Below are 16,410 nucleotides of genomic sequence, written 5' to 3'. Positions count from 1 at the left end.
AACCCCCCGGGTTGTTGGTGTTTTGCGTCTCACGATGGGTGTTTCGGCGGCTCTCACCTCGTCCAGAGCCCCGCGGTGATGGCGCCTCGTAGAATAGGCGGATCATGTCGACCCTCTCCAGCGCGCCCACCCTCATCGCGCCGTCCGTCGCCGCACGCACAGCAGACGGACACGTTCGTACGTACGAGGTGCGGACCTTCGGCTGCCAGATGAACGTCCACGACTCCGAGCGCCTCTCCGGATCGCTCGAGAGCGCCGGATACGTGCGCGCGGATGCCGGTGCCGAGGCGGATGTCGTCATCATCAACACGTGCGCGGTACGCGAGAACGCATCGGGCAAGCTCTACGGCACGCTCGGGCACCTGGCATCCGTCAAGCGACGCAAAGACGGCATGCAGATCGCGGTCGGCGGGTGCCTCGCCCAGATGGACAAGCAAGCCGTGATCGAGAAGGCCCCCTGGGTCGACGTCGTCTTCGGCACCCACAACATGGGCTCGCTGCCGCGCTTGCTCGAACGTGCGCGGCACAACGGTGATGCCGAGCTCGAGATCCTCGAATCGCTCGAGGTCTTCCCCTCGACCCTTCCGACCAAGCGCGACTCGGTCTACAGCGGCTGGGTGTCGATCTCGGTCGGCTGCAACAACACCTGCACCTTCTGCATCGTCCCGACCCTGCGCGGCAAAGAGCGCGATCGCCGCCCCGGCGACATCCTCGAAGAGGTCAGCCTGCTCGTCGACGACGGTGCGATCGAGGTCACGCTGCTCGGTCAGAACGTCAACTCGTACGGCGTTGAATTCGGCGATCGCCACGCGTTCGGCAAGCTGCTGCGCGCAGCCGGCGAGATTCGCGGACTCGAGCGCATCCGATTCACGAGCCCCCACCCGGCGGCCTTCACCGACGACGTGATCGACGCGATGGCCGACACCCCGTCCGTCATGCCGCAGCTGCATATGCCGTTGCAGTCGGGCAGCGACCGCATTCTGAAGGCGATGCGCCGCTCGTATCGCAGCGAGAAGTTCTTGGGCATTCTCGACCGCGTTCGTGAGCGCATCCCGAACGCCGCAATCACGACGGACATCATCGTCGGGTTCCCCGGTGAGACCGAGGAAGACTTCGCCGAGACACTGCGGGTCGTCGAGCAAGCCCGGTTCGCCAGCGCCTTCACGTTCCAGTACTCGATTCGTGAGGGCACGCCGGCCGCGACGATGCCCGACCAGGTCCCGAAGGCTGTGGTGCAGGAGCGGTACGAGCGCCTGATGGCTCTGCAGGATCGCATCTCGCTCGAAGAGAACCAGGCGCAGGTCGGCCGAGAGGTCAACGTCCTGATCTCGAGCGGCGAGGGCAAGAAGGATGCCGCGACCCATCGCTTGACGGGACGCGCCGAAGACAACCGGCTGGTCCACGTCGAGCTGCCTGCCGGCTCCGAGACGCCCCGCCCGGGCGACATCGTGACCGCCGTCGTGACGCACGCCGCGCCGTTCTACCTGCTCGCCGACTCGCCGGAGGGCGCGCCACTGCGCATCCGGCGCACGCGGGCGGGGGATGCCTGGGACCGCACGCAGTCCGAGTCCTGTGCCGTTCCGGCGCCGGCCGCTGGAGCAGCGGGTGCGCCGCGCGCCGTGTCGCTCGGCCTGCCCGTGATGCCGCCGCGGGCGTGAGCGAAGCGTCCGGGTTCGATCCGGGTGCACTCGCCGGGTCCGACCCCGCCGCGCCGCGCTTGTTCGCTGTCGTTGGCGCCACGGGCACGGGCAAGAGCGCGTTGTCCCTCGACCTCGCTGAAGCGCTCGGGGCACGCGGTGAGCGGGCCGAGATCGTCAACGCCGACGCGATGCAGCTGTATCGCGGAATGGACATCGGGACCGCAAAACTCCCGCTCGCCGAGCGTCGAGGCGTCCCGCACCATCTGCTCGACGTGTTGAACGTCGATGAGGACGCGGCCGTCGCTGCCTATCAGACCGAGGCCAGGCGGGCCATCGAGCAGATTCACGCCCGGGGGGCGCACGCCATCCTTGTAGGCGGCTCGGGCCTGTACGTCTCGAGCGTCCTCTTCGACTTCTCGTTCCCACCCCGCGACGAAGCGCTCCGCGAGGAGTTGGAGGCCGAACTCGAGGCGCACGGTCCCGGCATTCTCTTCGCCCGGCTCCGTGTGCAGGACCCGGTCACTGCCGCTCGCATCGACGCGCGGAACGGCCGGCGGGTGGTGCGAGCCCTCGAGGTGCTGGCGCAGGGGAGTGCGACGCACGGCGCGGCGCTTCCGGACGAGCCGGTGCCCTGGCATCCGTCCACCGTGATCGGACTGCACGAGGAACGCTCCGTGCTGGTCGAGCGTTTGGACATCCGGGTCGAGGCGATGTGGGCTCAGGGTCTGCTCGACGAGGTCGAGCTGTTGCGGGCCGAAGGCCTTGAGCGAGGCACGACCGCGCAACGCGCGATCGGTTACGCGCAAGCCCTCGCACAGCTGACGGGAGAGATCGACCGGGCCGAGGCGATCGCGCAGACCCAGGCGCTGACCCGACGCTACGCACGCCGGCAGGTGTCGTGGTTCCGCCGCTACACAGGTGTGCACTGGATGCCGGCGGGCGAGGCGACCGCGGCACGAGCGCTCACCCCGTGAGGGCACCTTCGGCGCCCTAGACTTGTCGGCATGCCCGGCACCGTCACGTTCACCAAAGGTCACGGCACGGGCAATGACTTCGTCATCGTCGCGGATCCAGACGGAGCGCTCTCGCTGACCGACGATCAGGTTGCGGCCCTCTGCGACCGACGTTTCGGGATCGGAGCCGACGGCATCCTGCGTGTCGTCCGTGCGGCGGCCATCGATGAGGGTGCATCGGCCGTGGCGGCGGGCGCCGAATGGTTCATGGACTATCGGAACGCCGACGGCTCGAAGGCCGAGATGTGCGGCAACGGCATCCGTGTTTTTGCGCACTACCTGGCCGAGTCGGGGCTCGCCGAGGTCGACACGGCGGGCATCCCGATCGGTACGCGGGCCGGCGTCAAGCACGTGGCGCGGGTGCCGAACGGGTTCGAGGCGGATCTCGGCGCGTGGACAGTGGACGAGGATGCTCCGACGGTACGCGCGCGCGGACTGAGTGTCGCCCGGCCCGGCCTCGGCATCGATGTCGGCAATCCTCATGTGGTCGTCGCGCTGCCGGGCGAGGACGAGCTCGAGGCGCTCGAGTTGACGTACAAGCCGGTGCTTGACCCCGAACCGGAAGCGGGCGCGAACGTGGAGTTCGTCGTGCCGGCCGAACCCCTCGTGCAGGACGGCGTCGGCGTCATCCGGATGCGGGTCTTCGAGCGCGGCGTGGGAGAGACTCTCAGCTGCGGCACGGGTGTCGCCGCGGCGGCGTTGGCCGTGCGGCACTGGGCGGGAGCCGGGGCCCCCGACATCTGGCGGGTCGACGTTCCCGGCGGGACGCTCGGTGTCCGGATGGTTCCTCGTGGCGACGAGATACACGTGCTGCTCTCGGGTCCGGCTGTGCTGGTCTTCTCGGGCGACGTCGCCCTCGCCTGAGCGGCAAAGCGGCGCTCCGCTCCAACGCCAGGTGACGCGCGTTGAGCTCAGCTAACGATGTCGAGAGGCGTCGTCGGCGGCGAACCGTGGCGACGGACACGGATCACGCGGTAGCCGCGCCCCGTGGCCGCGCGATGCACGCTGTATCCGTGCTCGAACGTCGAGGCGAGCCAGCGTTGCAGGGAATCGGAGCCGAGGTTCCGCTGCACAACGAGCCACGCGTCGCTGCGCTCGTCGAGGCGGGGGATCCAGCGCTCGAGCAGGCCGTGCAGCTCGTTCTTCCCGACACGAATCGGCGGATTGGAGCGGATGCTGCGAAACACCACGTCGTCGGGAACACCATCCGGCAGTACAGCGTTGACATTGGGGAGTCCGAGGTTCGCGGCGTTCCGGCGCACCAGATCCAAGGCTCGCTCGTTGACGTCCACGGCCCACACGGTTGCGTGCGGAGATTGCATCGCCAAGGTCAGGGCAACCGGGCCCCATCCGGAGCCCAGATCCAGCAGGTGTCCTCCCGCGGGAGCTGCGGGGGTGTTCGCGAGAAGTACGGCAGTCCCCGCGTCCAGACGATCGGGGCTGAAGACCCCGCCAGCGGTCGTCAGCTCGACAGATCGACCATTCAAGTCGACACGGATCTGACGTAAATTCTCGGCGCTGGCGGGACTCGCAGAGAAATAGTGGTCGCTCGCCATGGGTGCGAGCGTAGCGGAGTACCCGTGTCGCGCGGGAGGCTAGAGTTTTACGACGTCGCGCGGACACGACGACCACGGATGCCAGGGGGCCTCTTCGCGAGGGGGCACGAGGCATCCGGAGAGGAAATACATGACCGACACCATCCCCACATCTCATGAGAACGGCGAGGCTGACGACGTCGTCGCTCGCGTTCTGGCGCGCGCCGAAACACGTTCGGGCGTCCGGACGTTCGGGGCTGCGCAGGCGCTGCAGGATGCCTCGACCACCGCTGGCGCGGATTCAGACGGCGACCAGTGGGATCGCGAAGATCGCCAGGCGCTCCGTCGCGTTCCGGGGCTCTCGACCGAGCTCGAGGACGTCACCGAGGTCGAGTACCGGCAGCTGCGGTTGGAGAACGTCGTGCTCGTGGGCGTCTATCCGCAGGGCGAGCAGGAGGACGCCGAGAATTCGCTGCGCGAGCTCGCGGCTCTTGCCGAGACCGCCGGCGCGATCGTGCTCGATGCCGTGTTGCAGCGGCGTCCGCATCCGGATCCCGCAACCTACCTCGGCAGCGGCAAGGCGCAAGAGCTCCGCGACCTCGTCGCGGCGGTCGGTGCGGACACCGTGATCGCCGACACGGAGCTTGCGCCCAGCCAGCGGCGCGCGCTCGAGGACGTCGTCAAGGTCAAGGTCATCGACCGCACCACGGTCATCCTCGACATCTTCAGCCAGCACGCGAAGAGCCGTGAGGGCAAGGCGCAGGTCGAGCTCGCGCAGCTGGAGTATCTGCTCCCGCGTCTGCGTGGTTGGGGTGACTCGATGTCGCGTCAGGCCGGTGGCCAGGTCGGCGCCGGCGGCGCGGGTATGGGCTCGCGCGGACCCGGTGAGACGAAGATCGAGCTGGACCGCCGACGCATCCGCACGAAGATGGCGCTGCTGCGCCGCCAGATCCGCGACTTCGCGCCGGCTCGCGAGGCCAAGCGCGCCGAGCGTACCCGCAACACGATCCCCTCGGTCGCGATCGCCGGGTACACGAACGCGGGCAAGTCGAGCCTGCTCAACCGGCTGACGAGCGCGGGTGTGCTCGTCGAGAACGCGCTGTTCGCGACGCTGGATGCCACGGTCCGGCGCTCCGAGACGGTCGATGGGCGTGTCTTTACGCTCACCGACACGGTCGGGTTCGTCCGCAACCTTCCGCACCAGCTGGTCGAGGCCTTCCGCTCGACGCTCGAAGAGGTCGCGGGCGCGGATGTCGTGCTGCACGTCGTCGACGCGGCACACCCCGACCCGGCGAGTCAGCTCGCGACGGTCCGCGATGTCATGGCCGAGGCGGGCGCTCGCGACGCCCACGAGATCGTCGTGTTCAACAAGGCCGACCTGATCGATGCGGATGACCGGATGGTGCTGCGCGGCCTTGTGCCGAACGCGATGTTCGTCTCGTCCCGCACGGGCGAGGGCATCAACGAGCTGCGCATCGCGGTCGAGGCGGCGCTGCCGCTCCCGGCCGTCGAGGTGCACGCGCTCGTGCCCTACGACCGCGGAGACCTGGTGTCTGCGGCCCACGATTCGGGCCTCATCATCTCCGAGGGGCACGAAGAGGGCGGCACGGCGTTGCACGCACACGTCTCGGCCCGGCTCGCGGCCGAGCTGGCGCCCTTCCTCCGCTGACCGCGTCCGCTGCCCCTCAGGACTCGAGGGGCAGCACGGGCACGCCCGGCGCCGCGAAGCCGAACACCTGCCCGACAAAGCTCAGCTCGCTCTCGAGCGCGTGCTGGATCGTCTCGGCACGACGGAAGCCGTGCGACTCGCCCTCGTAGACCACGAGTGCGTGGCTGATTCCTTTCGCCGCGAGGGCATCGCGCATGGCGTAGGCCTGTGCGGGCGGCACGACCGGGTCATCCGCTCCCTGCAGAAGCAGCACGGGCACGCTGAGGTTGTCGATACGTCTGAGCGGGGATCGCTCTTCGTAGACAAACTCTGCTTCCGGGAGCGGCCCCACGAGCCCGTCCAGGTAGTGCGCCTCGAAGTCGTGCGTGTCTTCGGCGAGGGCGCGGAGGTCCGCGACGCCGTAGCGGCTGATGCCCGCCGAGAATGTCTTCGACGTCGTCAGCGCGGACAGGACGGTCCATCCGCCGGCGGATCCGCCCTTGATCGCCAGGCGCGCGGCGTCCGCCATTCCCACCGCGACGAGGCCCTCGGCCGCGGCGACGACATCCTGGACGTCGACGATTCCCCACTTCCCGGCCAGTCGCTCGCGGTAGGCGCGCCCATAACCACTCGAACCGCCGTAGTTGACATCGAGCACACCGATGCCGCGACTGGTGAAGTAGGCGACAGCGGGGGATGCCTCGCCCGCGACGTGGGCGGTAGGCCCGCCGTGAACGGTCACGATGTAGGGCGGGCGCTCGTCGGCGGGGCCGTCCACGCCCGGATTGGTCGGTGGGTAGGCGAAGGCGTGCACGGCGCCGCCGGGTCCATCGAACGTCATCGCGACAGCTTCGGGCAGCCATCCGACGCTTCTCGACGAGACCCCACCGCGAAGCGGCCGTGCGGATGCCGGGTCGTCGACGTCGACCAGCCAGAGTCCTGACGGTGTCGTCGCGCCCGCGCCCGTGATGAGGGCTTGAGTGCCCCTCACATCTCGAATCAGCACCTGGGCAGACAGGGGCGTCGGAATCGCTCGAACCGAGCCATCCGTGTTCTCCACGACAAGTTCGTCGCGGCCATGCGTGCGCACAGCCAGAAGCCGACCGTCTTCGAGCGGGGCGAACCACCGAGCGCCCAGGTTCCACAGCGGCCCGCCGGTGTCGGTGTCCGATTCCTCGGCCGCGGTCGGTTCGGCAAGGCCGCCGAGCCGACGACGCTCGAGCGTCCACCGGCCGGATCGGTCGGTCGTATAGGTCAGCTCATCGGGACCCGTCCACTCGGGTTGCAGAACGGATTCGTGGGATCCGCCGGCGACGATGCTGGTCTCGCCGCTGCGGGTGTCGAGTACGACCAGCTGGGTGGCATCCCACGGCATGTGCGGATGGTTCCACCCGATGTACGCCAGCCGGTCGCCATCCGGCGAGAGACGCGGGTAGGCGAGAAAGTCGTAGCCGGCCGCGAGCGGAACCGGCGCGGAGGGGGCCGCGCCCACCGCGGGGACGATCTCGACGATGTCGCGCGCGGGATAGTGCCCCTCGCGCGCGACCTCGCGTACGGCGAGCAGGCGCCCGTTCGACCACGTCAGGTCGCCGTACTGCGTGCCCGGGGCTTCCGCGGTCAGGGGGCGGGGCTCGCCGTCCGCCTCGAGGCGCCACACACGTTGATCCGACTGCTCGACGAAGGAGAGGATGCCGCGGTCATCCACCGTCCACGCGCCACCGCCGTACTCGTGGACTCGCGAGCGGGCGCTCCACGGTGCCGGCAGCACCACGTCCGCGTCGGCGCCGTGGTCGGCGTTCCGGGGCAGACGCAAGATGGCCGTGCGACCACGCTCTGCGGGAAGCGACTCGCTCCACCACGCGTCGTCAGCGACGAAGCGCGCGCCGTCGATGCGTGGTGCGGACGTGGTGACCTCGGCGGCCGAGATGGGGGAGGGCCAGGTTCCGAAAGGCAGGATCGTGGTCATCACGACAGGCTACGCGGAGGGGCCGACGCCGCGTACGTGACGCCGGGTGCCCTACGTCGTGACGCGCTCGGACCCACTCAGCTCGGGCTCGGCGCGCTCGGGCTCATCCTGTACCGCATCGCTCTGCGCGAGTTCGGTCGCCCACCAGGCCAGGAGCGTGACGACCAGAACGAGCGAGACATCGCCGATCGAGAGCGGACGCAACGCCAAGAGCCAGAGGATTGCCAGCGCGGCGAGGGCGACCCGCACCAGGACGCGGTACGCGTACATCCAGCGGCCGACGCGGCCCGTGTCCACGCCGCTTGAGCGAAGCGTCGAGCGCAGCCGGTGGTTGATGCCTGCGGCACCGGTCCGAATCGCGATCGCCGCTGTGCTCCGCCCCTGGACCCACGCGAGAAGCGCGAGCAGAACACCGATCAGCGCGACCACCGCGGCGGTGTCGCGCATCGCCGCGACGATCTGTTCGTAGATGGCATCGACGGCCGTGATCGGGAGAGCGAGTTGCGACGCCGCGATCGACGCAACCGTTGCGCCGATTGCGAGGGCAATGGCGAGTGTTCCGCCGCCGATGGCGATGGCTACACCCGTGCCGACAAGGGCAACGCTCTTCCGGCGTGCGAGGAGCACACCACCGACGAACAGGACGAGTGTGATGAACGGTAGCCACCATCCGACCGTCGCGGCGATTCCGTAGACGATGCGAACGGTGACGAGCGCGTCGCTCTGAACGAGCACGATCGTGCGGTCGACGGAGGGGATAGCGGAGGCGAAACCGACGCCCTGCGCCACAAGCCGCTCCTTCACCTCATCGATGATCGGGGCCAGCGAGATGCCGACCTCGCCGGCGTCGCTGACGGTGACGGCCCCCGTCGGGGTCGTGCCCGTCGCGGCTGCGGCAAGCCCTCGATGGCTCGAGCGGAGGGCCGTCTCCCAGACCGATGCGAAGAGGTCTGATTCCACGAGCTGAGTCACGGATGTGCCGATCAGGCCGCGGAGCCCTTCGACCGCCGGACCGCGGAGCAGATCTATGGCGGCCGTGGCCCGAGGCGGCAGCCCGAGGCCCCCGAGTCCGTCGAACAGATCGTCGGTCAGGCTCTGCAGATCGAGCGACTCGTCGATCGCCACCGTCGCCTCGTCGACGATCAGCGCCTGCACGGCGGGGTCCTGCGCCAGGGGGGCGAACGTCGCAACGAAGGCGGTCTCGTCGACGAGTTCGGTCCGTGCCCACGCCGACACGATCGACACGGGTACCAAGAGTGCCGCGACGACGATCACTGCGGCGGACAGGACTCCGCGCCACGTGCCCTTCCGCGGCCGCGAGACGCGGTCCGGGCGAGCGGGCGCCCCCTCGAGGCGTGAGCGAAGCCGTTCGTTCTCGGCTTCGAGTTCGGCAAGCCGACGCGCGACCTCCGCGTCGTTCGCGGAGGCAGAGGTGGGGTTGGTCACATCCCCTTATACCGCTCCCATGCCTGCACGCGCAGGTTTTCCCGCAACAGCGCCCGGGGCCACCGCGGGTGGTCAGACTGCGCGCAGGACCGCGACGACTTTGCCGAGAACGCTCGCGTGATCGCCGAGGATCGGCTCGAATGCGCTGTTGCGGGGCAGGAGCCACGTGTGGCCGTCGCGCCGCCGGAAGGTCTTGACGGTCGCTTCGCCATCGAGCATGGCGGCCACGATGTCGCCGTTCTCCGCGTTCGCCTGCGTGCGCACGACGACCCAGTCGCCGTCGCAGATAGCGGCGTCGATCATCGACTCGCCCGAGACGCGCAGCATGAACAGTTCGCCCTTGCCGACGAGCTGGCGGGGGAGCGGGAACACTTCTTCCACCTGCTGGTCGGCAGTGATGGGGACGCCGGCCGCTATATGACCGACGAGAGGGACCATCGCCGCATCGCCCACGGGCGGGGCCGTGTCGGCGGGATTCTCGGTCGCCGTCCCGGGGAGATCGATCAAGATCTCGATCGCGCGGGTCTTGCCCGAATCGCGTCGGAGGTATCCCGACAGCTCGAGCTGGTTGAGCTGGTGGGTGACGCTCGAGAGCGAGCGGAGGCCCACGGCGTCGCCGATCTCGCGCATGCTCGGCGGGTAGCCGTGCGCATGAACCGCGCGCTGGATCACTTCGAGGATCGCGAGCTGTTTGTCGCTGAGGCTCTTGCGGCGGCGCGTGCGCGCCCGCGGCCCGGCGACTTCTTCCGTGACGGACGCGTCGTCCGCGCTCGCCTCCGAGTCCACGTCCCTCTCGGCATCCGACTCCGCCAGCGCGGAGTCCCCGGGCTCAAGCGTCATGTCGTGCTCCTTCCGCCGTACGAGGCGTCGCTCTGAATGCGATGTCGGTGGTCCCTGGTGTACTGCTCTTGCACCAGCGCGACCATCGAAACACTATCCGGTCCGTGGGACATTTCGGCACATCTGTTCGAGCGTGTCGAACGATTTCGGGCCATTCGAAGCGCAATAAGGACTTGACAACATGAAATACTCGAAGATAACTTCGGAACACAACTTCGCATCCGGCTCTCCCGGCCGAGAGTCGGATGCGGAGCTGGACTCACGACCGGCCCGCCCGGACTCGCGACCACCGCGCTCATCCCGCGCTACACAGCACCGCACGATCCAGGAGGACAAGATGACCACCGCACTCATGTCGATGCCATCGCACACTCGCCTGCGGCTGACGGCACGCGGACGTCGCGTCGTCGTGAGCTTGGTGTCGCTGCCCCTGGCAGCAGCGGTGTTCGTCGGTGTCCTCGCGAGTGGCGAGGCCCTCGCCTCGCGCAGTGTTTCGGCGTCGGCCGATGAGTTCACCACCGTGCTGGTCGAGCCGGGTGACACCCTGTGGTCGATCGCCCTCGAGGTGGCGCCGACCTCCGATCCGAGGGATGTCGTGGACGAGATCGTCCGCCTGAACGCACTCGGTTCTTCGTCCGTCGTCGCCGGACAGAGCATCGCGATCCCGGCCGACCTCGCCTCCTAGGGAAGAACACCCGGTCGTCGCCCCTTCTCGCGCGTCGTAGCATGGGAGGGGTGAGCGCATCCCTCGAAGACCTTCCTCTCCGTGACGATCTCCGAGGGAAGATTCCCTACGGAGCCCCGCAGGCCAGCGTGCCGATCGCACTGAACGTCAACGAGAACACGCACCCGGTTCCCCAAGAGGTGGCGGACGACATCCTGGATGGCATCGCCGTCGCCCTTCGTGAGATCAACCGCTATCCCGATCGCGAATTCGACACGTTGCGTGAGGCTTTCGCCGACTATCTCGGGCATGGCCTGACCGCGCAGAACATGTGGGCGGCGAACGGATCGAACGAGGTGCTGCAGCACATCATGCAGGCCTTCGGTGGGCCGGGTCGCACCGTTTTCGGATTCGGTCCGACCTACTCGATGTACCCGCTCCTGGCGGCAGGGACCGGTGCGGGCTGGGTTGCGGGTGAACGCGGACACGACTTCACGCTGACCCCGGAGTTCGCGGCGGAGCAGGTCGCGGAGGCGGATCCCGACATCATCCTGTTGTGTTCGCCGAACAATCCCACGGGAACACCGCTGCCCATCGACGTCATCGAGGCCGTGTATGAGGCATCCCGCGGCGTCGTCGTCGTCGACGAGGCGTATTGGGAGTTCGCACCGCACGACCAGCGGTCGGCGCTGACGCTTCTGCACGATCGTCCCCGTCTCGCGGTCTCGCGCACGATGAGCAAGGCGTTCGCCTTCGCCGGTGCGCGCGTCGGGTATCTTGCGGCGAATCCCGCGTTCATCGACGCCCTCCGCCTCGTCCGGTTGCCCTATCACCTGAGCTCGCTCACGCAAGCGGCCGCGCTCGGCGCGCTGCGCCACGCCGACACCATGCTCGCGATGGTCGACGACATCGTCGCGCAGCGTGACCGCATGGGTGCGACCCTGTCCGCGCTCGGATACGAACCGTACGAGTCGTGGACCAACTTCATCCTGTTCGGTGGCGTGAACGATCCCGCCGCGACCTGGCGCGCGCTGTTCGAGCGGGGAGTGCTCGTGCGCGACGTCGGCCTGCCCGGAACGCTGCGTGTCTCGGCTGGTACAGAGGATGAGACCACAGCGTTCCTCGACCAACTCGCGTCGATAGACTCGCAGGCATGAGCGAGCGCACGGCGAGCAAGACTCGTCGCACGAGTGAGTCATCCGTCGACCTCGAAATCAACCTCGATGGAACGGGTCGCTCGAGTATCGACACCACGGTTCCGTTCTTCGACCACATGCTCACGGCGTTCGCGAAGCACTCGCTCACCGACCTGACCGTGAAGGCGACGGGCGACACGCAGATCGACGCACACCACACGGTCGAGGATGTCTCCATCGTGCTGGGCATCGCGATCCGCGAGGCGCTCGGCGACAAGGCCGGTATCTCTCGCTACGGCGACGCCCTCGTACCGCTTGATGAAGCCCTTGCGCAGGCGGTCGTCGACATTTCGGGTCGTCCGTACCTGGTGCACACCGGTGAGCCCGCCGGGTTCGAACACCACCTGATCGGTGGCCACTTCACCGGGTCGCTCGTGCGCCACACGTTCGAGGCGATCGCGTTCAACGGTGGTCTCACTGTGCACATTCGCGTGCTCGAGGGGCGCGACCCTCACCACATCGCCGAGGCCGAGTACAAGGCCTTCGCCCGTGCCTTCCGCCAAGCCAAGTCGCTCGATCCCCTCGTCGAGGGGATCCCGAGCACCAAGGGTGCACTGTGACGGACGCGGATTCCGGAGAGCGTCGACCTCTCGTCGCCGTCCTCGACTATGGATCCGGCAACGTCCACTCGGCCGTCAAGGCGCTGCAGGCGGCGGGCGCTGACGCGCGTCTGACGTCGGACCCTCAGCTCGTGCTCGAGGCCGACGGTCTTCTCGTGCCCGGCGTCGGTGCTTTTCGCGCTGTCATGGAGGCGCTGCGGGCGAGCGGCGGGGACCGACTGATCGACCGGCGTCTCGCGGGTGGACGCCCCGTGCTCGGCATCTGTGTCGGCATGCAGGTGCTGTTCGAGCTGGGTGTTGAGCGCGGCGTGGACACAGAGGGCATGGGGGAGTGGCCGGGTGTCGTCCGCGAACTCGACGCCCCCGTTCTGCCGCACATGGGCTGGAACACGGTCCGCCCCGATCCGGGATCGAAGTTGTTCGCCGGTCTCGAGGATGAGCGCTTCTACTTCGTCCACTCGTTCGGCGTGCAGGAATGGCAGCTGGAGGCGAACGGACCCTTCGCCAACCCGCACCTCACCTGGACGGACTACGGTGCACCGTTCCTCGCCGCGGTGGAGAACGGGCCGCTCTCGGCGACGCAGTTCCACCCCGAGAAGTCCGGTGCCGCGGGCATCCGACTGCTCGCGAATTGGATCGACGGCCTGACCCCGACTAACATCTAGGCTTCGTGCCTATCCGGCCTTCGGACCGCCCCGCGCGGCAGCCGAATCCGGTGTAAAACCGGCGCATCCGCCCACGCACGAGGATCCATGAACGACTTCTCCGCAACACCCGAGCTCGTCCTCCTTCCCGCCGTCGATGTCGCCGGGGGCAAGGCCGTCCGCCTCACCCAGGGCGAAGCCGGCACCGAAACCTTCCACGGCGATCCCGTCGACGCGGCCCTTGATTTCGCCCGGCAGGGCGCGACGTGGATCCACCTCGTGGATCTTGATGCGGCATTCGGTCGCGGAAACAACACCGCCGTTCTCCGCAAGGTGATCAAGCAGGTCAAGGGTGTGCGGGTCGAGCTCTCCGGGGGCATCCGCGACGACCGCTCACTCGAGGCCGCCCTCGAGAGCGGTGCCAGTCGCATCAACCTCGGCACCGCAGCGCTCGAGAACCCCGAATGGGCGGCGGATGTCATCGCCCGCTACGGCGAGGCGATCGCCGTAGGTCTGGATGTGCGGGGCACGACGCTGGCCGCGCGAGGCTGGACCGAGGACGGGGGCGACCTCTGGACGGTCCTGCAGCGTCTCGAAGCGGCCGGCTGCAGCCGCTACGTCGTCACCGACGTCACGAAGGACGGCACCCTCAAGGGTCCGAACCTCGACTTGCTCCGTCAGGTGACGTCGCGCACATCCAAGCCCGTCGTGGCCTCGGGAGGCGTTTCGAGCCTCGATGACATTGCGGCACTGCGCGAACTCGTCCCGCTCGGGGTCGAGGGCGCGATCGTCGGTCGGGCCCTCTACGCTGGCGCCTTCACGCTGGCCGAGGCGTTGGATGTCGCAGCCGGCTGACCCGGAAGACCCGAACGGCGCCGCGCACCAGCACGGCACCGACTCGGCGGGCGTTCCCTGGGAGGGGCGCGCATTTCAGCCGAACCCCCACGCGGGCGATGACGGTTCGGCGCCGGAAGCCTTCCTCGTCGCCCTCGCCGCGTTCCGCGCGGGCGAGGTCGGTCAGGCCGCCGTGGTCGATTCCTTGCGCGCCGCCCGCCTTCTCGTGCCCCTCGTCGCGGAACGTGGCGAGACGGGGGTCTCGGCATCCGGTCTGACCGTGGACAAGACGCAGGAGCTCTCGATCGTGACCGTGGCGGCCCCCGACGGGCGAACCGTGCTGCCAGCGTTCTCGAGCGTGGCGGCTCTGCAGGCGTGGGATGCGTCGGCGCGACCGATCCCAACGCCCGTGTTCCGCGTGGCTCAGGCCGCCGTGGGGGAGGGCACAGACCTGATCGTGGTCGACCCGGGTTCCGAGACCGAGTTCGTCATCCGTCGGCCCGCCGTCTGGGCGCTCGCGCAGGGCGAGTCTTGGATGCCGTCGTCAGAATCCGTCGAGGTGCGCCAGGCGTTCCTCGAATCGATCGCGTCCGAGCTGGCGGCCGTCGACATCGCACTCGAAGCGGGCGACCCGACTGCGCGCCTGCGCGGGCCCGAGACGATCGTCCGGTTGAGTCTGCTGCAGGGGCTCGATCGTCAGGAACTCGACCCCGTGCTCGCTCGCCTGGCTCAGCGGTGGGCGGCCGATGACCGCATCGCGACGCTCGTCGACTCGCTCACGGTTCGCCTGGAGCGCTCGGCGCCTTGAGCGCGGTTGATCCGCTCAGGTGACGGGTCCGGTCCACTTCTCGCCGGGTCCCTTGCCGATCGGATCGGGGATGACGGATGCCTCGCGGAACGCCAACTGCACCGAGCGCAGACCGTCGCGGAGCGACCGGGCGTGCATGTCGCTGACTTCGGGCGCGGCCGCGCTGATCAAGCCGGCGAGGGCGTTGATGAGCTTGCGAGCCTCGTCCAGGTCGGTCTGGTTGGCGGGATCATCGGCGAGCCCGGTCTTGACGGCGGCGGCACTTAGTAGGTGGACCGCGGTTGTCGTGATGATCTCGACGGCCGGAACATCCGCGATATCGCGGGTTGCGGCCGAGGCGGCACGCTCCTGTTCCTCCCAGCGAGCCTGGGTCGCGGCATCCGGTTCCATGCTGTGCGGGACATTGTCTTCGGGGGGAATCGTGCTCACGTGTCGCTCTCTGCTAGACTTCTGCGGGCTCCGGGACTTTTGTCTCGGTTCGAAGAGGATTCGCATCCCACCCGCGCCGGCCATAGGCCAGGCTACCGGGTCCACGTGCTCCGCTGGCTCGTCTCGATCCGAGGCATCCAGTGGTCTGGGCACAAAGCCGGCGGGCTGTATCAACTCCGCGCCGGGTGGAATGCGACGTTCGCTTCACCCGGAAACTCTCGTCTCCGGGTGCTTCCACCCCGTGCGGCTTCGTCGTGCGGTTACCCAGATCTAGAGGAGTTCCGCATCAGCGATCCCCGCACCAACGACCGCATCCGCGTGCCCGAGGTCCGACTCGTCGGCCCCGCAGGAGAGCAGATCGGTGTCGTCCGCATCGAGGCAGCGCTGCGCCTCGCTCAGGAGGCAGAGCTCGACCTCGTCGAGGTGGCCCCCAACTCGAAGCCGCCCGTGGTCAAGATCATGGATTACGGGAAGTTCAAGTACGAGGCTGCGCAGAAGGCCAAGGAAGCCCGCCGTAACCAGGCGAACACGGTCCTGAAAGAGGTCCGGTTCCGTCTGAAGATCGACGAGCACGACTACGAAACCAAGCGCAAGCGCGCCGAGGGCTTCCTCAAGACCGGAGACAAGGTCAAGGCGATGATCCTCTTCCGCGGTCGCGAGCAGTCGCGTCCCGAGCAGGGTGTTCGACTTCTGCGTAAGTTCGCCGAGGACGTCGCCGAGTTCGGCACGGTCGAGTCGAACCCGACGATCGACGGTCGCAACATGGTCATGGTGGTCGCACCGCACAAGAACAAGTCCGAAGTCAAGACCGAGCAGAACGCCAAGCGCGACGCGAGCAAGCAGGCCGCACGCGAGGCTCGCGGGCCCAAGCCCGAGTCCGACACGGCCGACACGGCCGCGGAGTAGGACCCCTCACACGACTCCCGCCTCGGCGGGTGCACACCCACGACGCCCTCCGGGGCCTCAGCAAAGGAAAACGAGATGCCGAAGCAGAAGACCCACTCGGGTGCCAAGAAGCGCTTCAAGATCACCGGTAGCGGAAAGCTCAAGAAGCAGCAGGCCGGTATGCGCCACAACCTCGAGGGCAAGTCGAGCCGTCGCACGCGTCGCCTGAACCAGGACCAGGTCCTGTCCAAGGCCGACACCAAGGTCGCCAAGAAGCTTCTCGGTCGCTGAGCGCGCCGAAT

17 protein-coding genes are annotated in these 16,410 nt (G+C 68.3%); 12 read left to right on the top strand and 5 right to left on the bottom strand.

The features are described from left to right. Positions 1 to 104 precede the first annotated feature (104 nt). From miaB to dapF, 3 genes are read left to right on the top strand one after another with little or no spacing between them, the layout of a single operon-like run. Complete coding sequence (gene miaB, locus ACIQ0W_RS14870; protein WP_036294637.1) at positions 105 to 1,658, top strand: tRNA (N6-isopentenyl adenosine(37)-C2)-methylthiotransferase MiaB; 1,554 nt, start codon at positions 105 to 107, stop codon at positions 1,656 to 1,658. Beyond that, complete coding sequence (gene miaA / locus ACIQ0W_RS14865) at positions 1,655 to 2,614, top strand: tRNA (adenosine(37)-N6)-dimethylallyltransferase MiaA (RefSeq protein ID WP_396643456.1); 960 nt, start codon at positions 1,655 to 1,657, stop codon at positions 2,612 to 2,614. The genes miaB and miaA overlap by 4 nt, the downstream gene beginning before the upstream one ends. A gap of 30 nt (positions 2,615 to 2,644) precedes the next feature. Further along, entirely contained in the window at positions 2,645 to 3,517 is an 873-nt protein-coding gene (gene dapF, locus ACIQ0W_RS14860) for a diaminopimelate epimerase (protein ID WP_396643455.1), read from the top strand. 47 nt (positions 3,518 to 3,564) lie between these two features. Here the strand turns inward: dapF and ACIQ0W_RS14855 are convergent, their stop codons facing one another. Then, the gene (locus ACIQ0W_RS14855) at positions 3,565 to 4,209 is read right to left on the bottom strand and encodes a class I SAM-dependent methyltransferase (RefSeq protein WP_396643454.1); all 645 of its coding nucleotides are present in this window, start codon (positions 4,207 to 4,209) and stop codon (positions 3,565 to 3,567) included. Between the two features lie 130 nt (positions 4,210 to 4,339). Here ACIQ0W_RS14855 and hflX point away from each other — a divergent pair, with 130 nt between their 5' ends. Further along, the gene (hflX, locus tag ACIQ0W_RS14850; RefSeq protein WP_396643453.1) at positions 4,340 to 5,857 is read left to right on the top strand and encodes a GTPase HflX; all 1,518 of its coding nucleotides are present in this window, start codon (positions 4,340 to 4,342) and stop codon (positions 5,855 to 5,857) included. A gap of 16 nt (positions 5,858 to 5,873) precedes the next feature. Here hflX and ACIQ0W_RS14845 read toward each other — a convergent pair whose 3' ends face one another. From ACIQ0W_RS14845 to lexA, 3 genes are all read right to left on the bottom strand, one after another. Continuing rightward, on the bottom strand, positions 5,874 to 7,802 hold the full coding sequence (locus ACIQ0W_RS14845; RefSeq protein ID WP_396643452.1) for a prolyl oligopeptidase family serine peptidase: 1,929 nt from the start codon (positions 7,800 to 7,802) through the stop codon (positions 5,874 to 5,876). 51 nt (positions 7,803 to 7,853) lie between these two features. Continuing rightward, entirely contained in the window at positions 7,854 to 9,248 is a 1,395-nt protein-coding gene (locus tag ACIQ0W_RS14840) for a hypothetical protein (RefSeq protein ID WP_396643451.1), read from the bottom strand. A gap of 72 nt (positions 9,249 to 9,320) precedes the next feature. Beyond that, the gene (gene lexA / locus ACIQ0W_RS14835; protein WP_396643450.1) at positions 9,321 to 10,088 is read right to left on the bottom strand and encodes a transcriptional repressor LexA; all 768 of its coding nucleotides are present in this window, start codon (positions 10,086 to 10,088) and stop codon (positions 9,321 to 9,323) included. 337 nt (positions 10,089 to 10,425) lie between these two features. Between lexA and ACIQ0W_RS14830 the strand changes: the two genes are divergently transcribed. The 6 genes from ACIQ0W_RS14830 to ACIQ0W_RS14805 all read left to right on the top strand — a co-directional run bounded on the left by ACIQ0W_RS14830 (position 10,426) and on the right by ACIQ0W_RS14805 (position 14,794). Beyond that, the gene (locus tag ACIQ0W_RS14830; RefSeq protein WP_036294651.1) at positions 10,426 to 10,773 is read left to right on the top strand and encodes a LysM peptidoglycan-binding domain-containing protein; all 348 of its coding nucleotides are present in this window, start codon (positions 10,426 to 10,428) and stop codon (positions 10,771 to 10,773) included. Between the two features lie 50 nt (positions 10,774 to 10,823). Further along, positions 10,824 to 11,909: a histidinol-phosphate transaminase gene (locus tag ACIQ0W_RS14825; RefSeq protein ID WP_370651745.1), complete on the top strand. Its 1,086-nt coding sequence runs from the start codon at positions 10,824 to 10,826 to the stop codon at positions 11,907 to 11,909. Then, positions 11,906 to 12,508: an imidazoleglycerol-phosphate dehydratase HisB gene (gene hisB, locus ACIQ0W_RS14820; RefSeq protein WP_036294657.1), complete on the top strand. Its 603-nt coding sequence runs from the start codon at positions 11,906 to 11,908 to the stop codon at positions 12,506 to 12,508. The genes ACIQ0W_RS14825 and hisB overlap by 4 nt, the downstream gene beginning before the upstream one ends. Then, positions 12,505 to 13,173, top strand: a complete 669-nt coding sequence (gene hisH, locus ACIQ0W_RS14815; RefSeq protein WP_036294660.1) for an imidazole glycerol phosphate synthase subunit HisH — start codon at positions 12,505 to 12,507, stop codon at positions 13,171 to 13,173. Before hisB ends, hisH begins: the two co-directional genes overlap by 4 nt. A gap of 87 nt (positions 13,174 to 13,260) precedes the next feature. After that, a complete protein-coding gene (gene priA, locus ACIQ0W_RS14810; RefSeq protein ID WP_304686978.1) occupies positions 13,261 to 14,007 on the top strand; it encodes a bifunctional 1-(5-phosphoribosyl)-5-((5-phosphoribosylamino)methylideneamino)imidazole-4-carboxamide isomerase/phosphoribosylanthranilate isomerase PriA in 747 nt (248 codons plus the stop codon). Beyond that, a complete protein-coding gene (locus ACIQ0W_RS14805; RefSeq protein WP_100813757.1) occupies positions 13,991 to 14,794 on the top strand; it encodes an SseB family protein in 804 nt (267 codons plus the stop codon). The genes priA and ACIQ0W_RS14805 overlap by 17 nt, the downstream gene beginning before the upstream one ends. A gap of 15 nt (positions 14,795 to 14,809) precedes the next feature. On the opposite strand, the gene ACIQ0W_RS14800 is transcribed toward ACIQ0W_RS14805, so the two are convergent. Next, positions 14,810 to 15,184: a DUF1844 domain-containing protein gene (locus tag ACIQ0W_RS14800; RefSeq protein WP_051514236.1), complete on the bottom strand. Its 375-nt coding sequence runs from the start codon at positions 15,182 to 15,184 to the stop codon at positions 14,810 to 14,812. Positions 15,185 to 15,541: 357 nt separating this feature from the next. On the opposite strand from ACIQ0W_RS14800, the gene infC reads away from it, so the two are divergent. Beyond that, the gene (infC, locus tag ACIQ0W_RS14795) at positions 15,542 to 16,129 is read left to right on the top strand and encodes a translation initiation factor IF-3 (RefSeq protein WP_396643449.1); all 588 of its coding nucleotides are present in this window, start codon (positions 15,542 to 15,544) and stop codon (positions 16,127 to 16,129) included. A 75-nt stretch (positions 16,130 to 16,204) separates the two neighbouring features. Next, the gene (rpmI, locus tag ACIQ0W_RS14790) at positions 16,205 to 16,399 is read left to right on the top strand and encodes a 50S ribosomal protein L35 (protein WP_036301881.1); all 195 of its coding nucleotides are present in this window, start codon (positions 16,205 to 16,207) and stop codon (positions 16,397 to 16,399) included. The last annotated feature ends 11 nt before the right edge of the window (positions 16,400 to 16,410 follow it).

It is taken from the genome of Microbacterium sp., assembly GCF_044340635.1.
Classification (GTDB): domain Bacteria; phylum Actinomycetota; class Actinomycetes; order Actinomycetales; family Microbacteriaceae; genus Microbacterium.
The sequence above is the reverse complement of the archived record's forward strand: the minus strand, read 5'-3'. Positions and strand labels throughout refer to the sequence as shown.

Bases quoted from the DNA above. Each gene is read 5' to 3' on its own strand.
- miaB (WP_036294637.1), top strand. From the start codon at position 105: ATGTCGACCCTCTCCAGCGCGCCCACCCTCATCGCGCCGTCCGTCGCC.
- dapF (WP_396643455.1), top strand. From the start codon at position 2,645: ATGCCCGGCACCGTCACGTTCACCAAAGGTCACGGCACGGGCAATGAC.
- ACIQ0W_RS14855 (WP_396643454.1), bottom strand. From the start codon at position 4,209: ATGGCGAGCGACCACTATTTCTCTGCGAGTCCCGCCAGCGCCGAGAAT.
- hflX (WP_396643453.1), top strand. From the start codon at position 4,340: ATGACCGACACCATCCCCACATCTCATGAGAACGGCGAGGCTGACGAC.
- ACIQ0W_RS14845 (WP_396643452.1), bottom strand. From the start codon at position 7,802: ATGACCACGATCCTGCCTTTCGGAACCTGGCCCTCCCCCATCTCGGCC.
- lexA (WP_396643450.1), bottom strand. From the start codon at position 10,088: ATGACGCTTGAGCCCGGGGACTCCGCGCTGGCGGAGTCGGATGCCGAG.
- ACIQ0W_RS14830 (WP_036294651.1), top strand. From the start codon at position 10,426: ATGACCACCGCACTCATGTCGATGCCATCGCACACTCGCCTGCGGCTG.
- hisB (WP_036294657.1), top strand. From the start codon at position 11,906: ATGAGCGAGCGCACGGCGAGCAAGACTCGTCGCACGAGTGAGTCATCC.
- priA (WP_304686978.1), top strand. From the start codon at position 13,261: ATGAACGACTTCTCCGCAACACCCGAGCTCGTCCTCCTTCCCGCCGTC.
- ACIQ0W_RS14805 (WP_100813757.1), top strand. From the start codon at position 13,991: ATGTCGCAGCCGGCTGACCCGGAAGACCCGAACGGCGCCGCGCACCAG.
- ACIQ0W_RS14800 (WP_051514236.1), bottom strand. From the start codon at position 15,184: ATGGAACCGGATGCCGCGACCCAGGCTCGCTGGGAGGAACAGGAGCGT.
- rpmI (WP_036301881.1), top strand. From the start codon at position 16,205: ATGCCGAAGCAGAAGACCCACTCGGGTGCCAAGAAGCGCTTCAAGATC.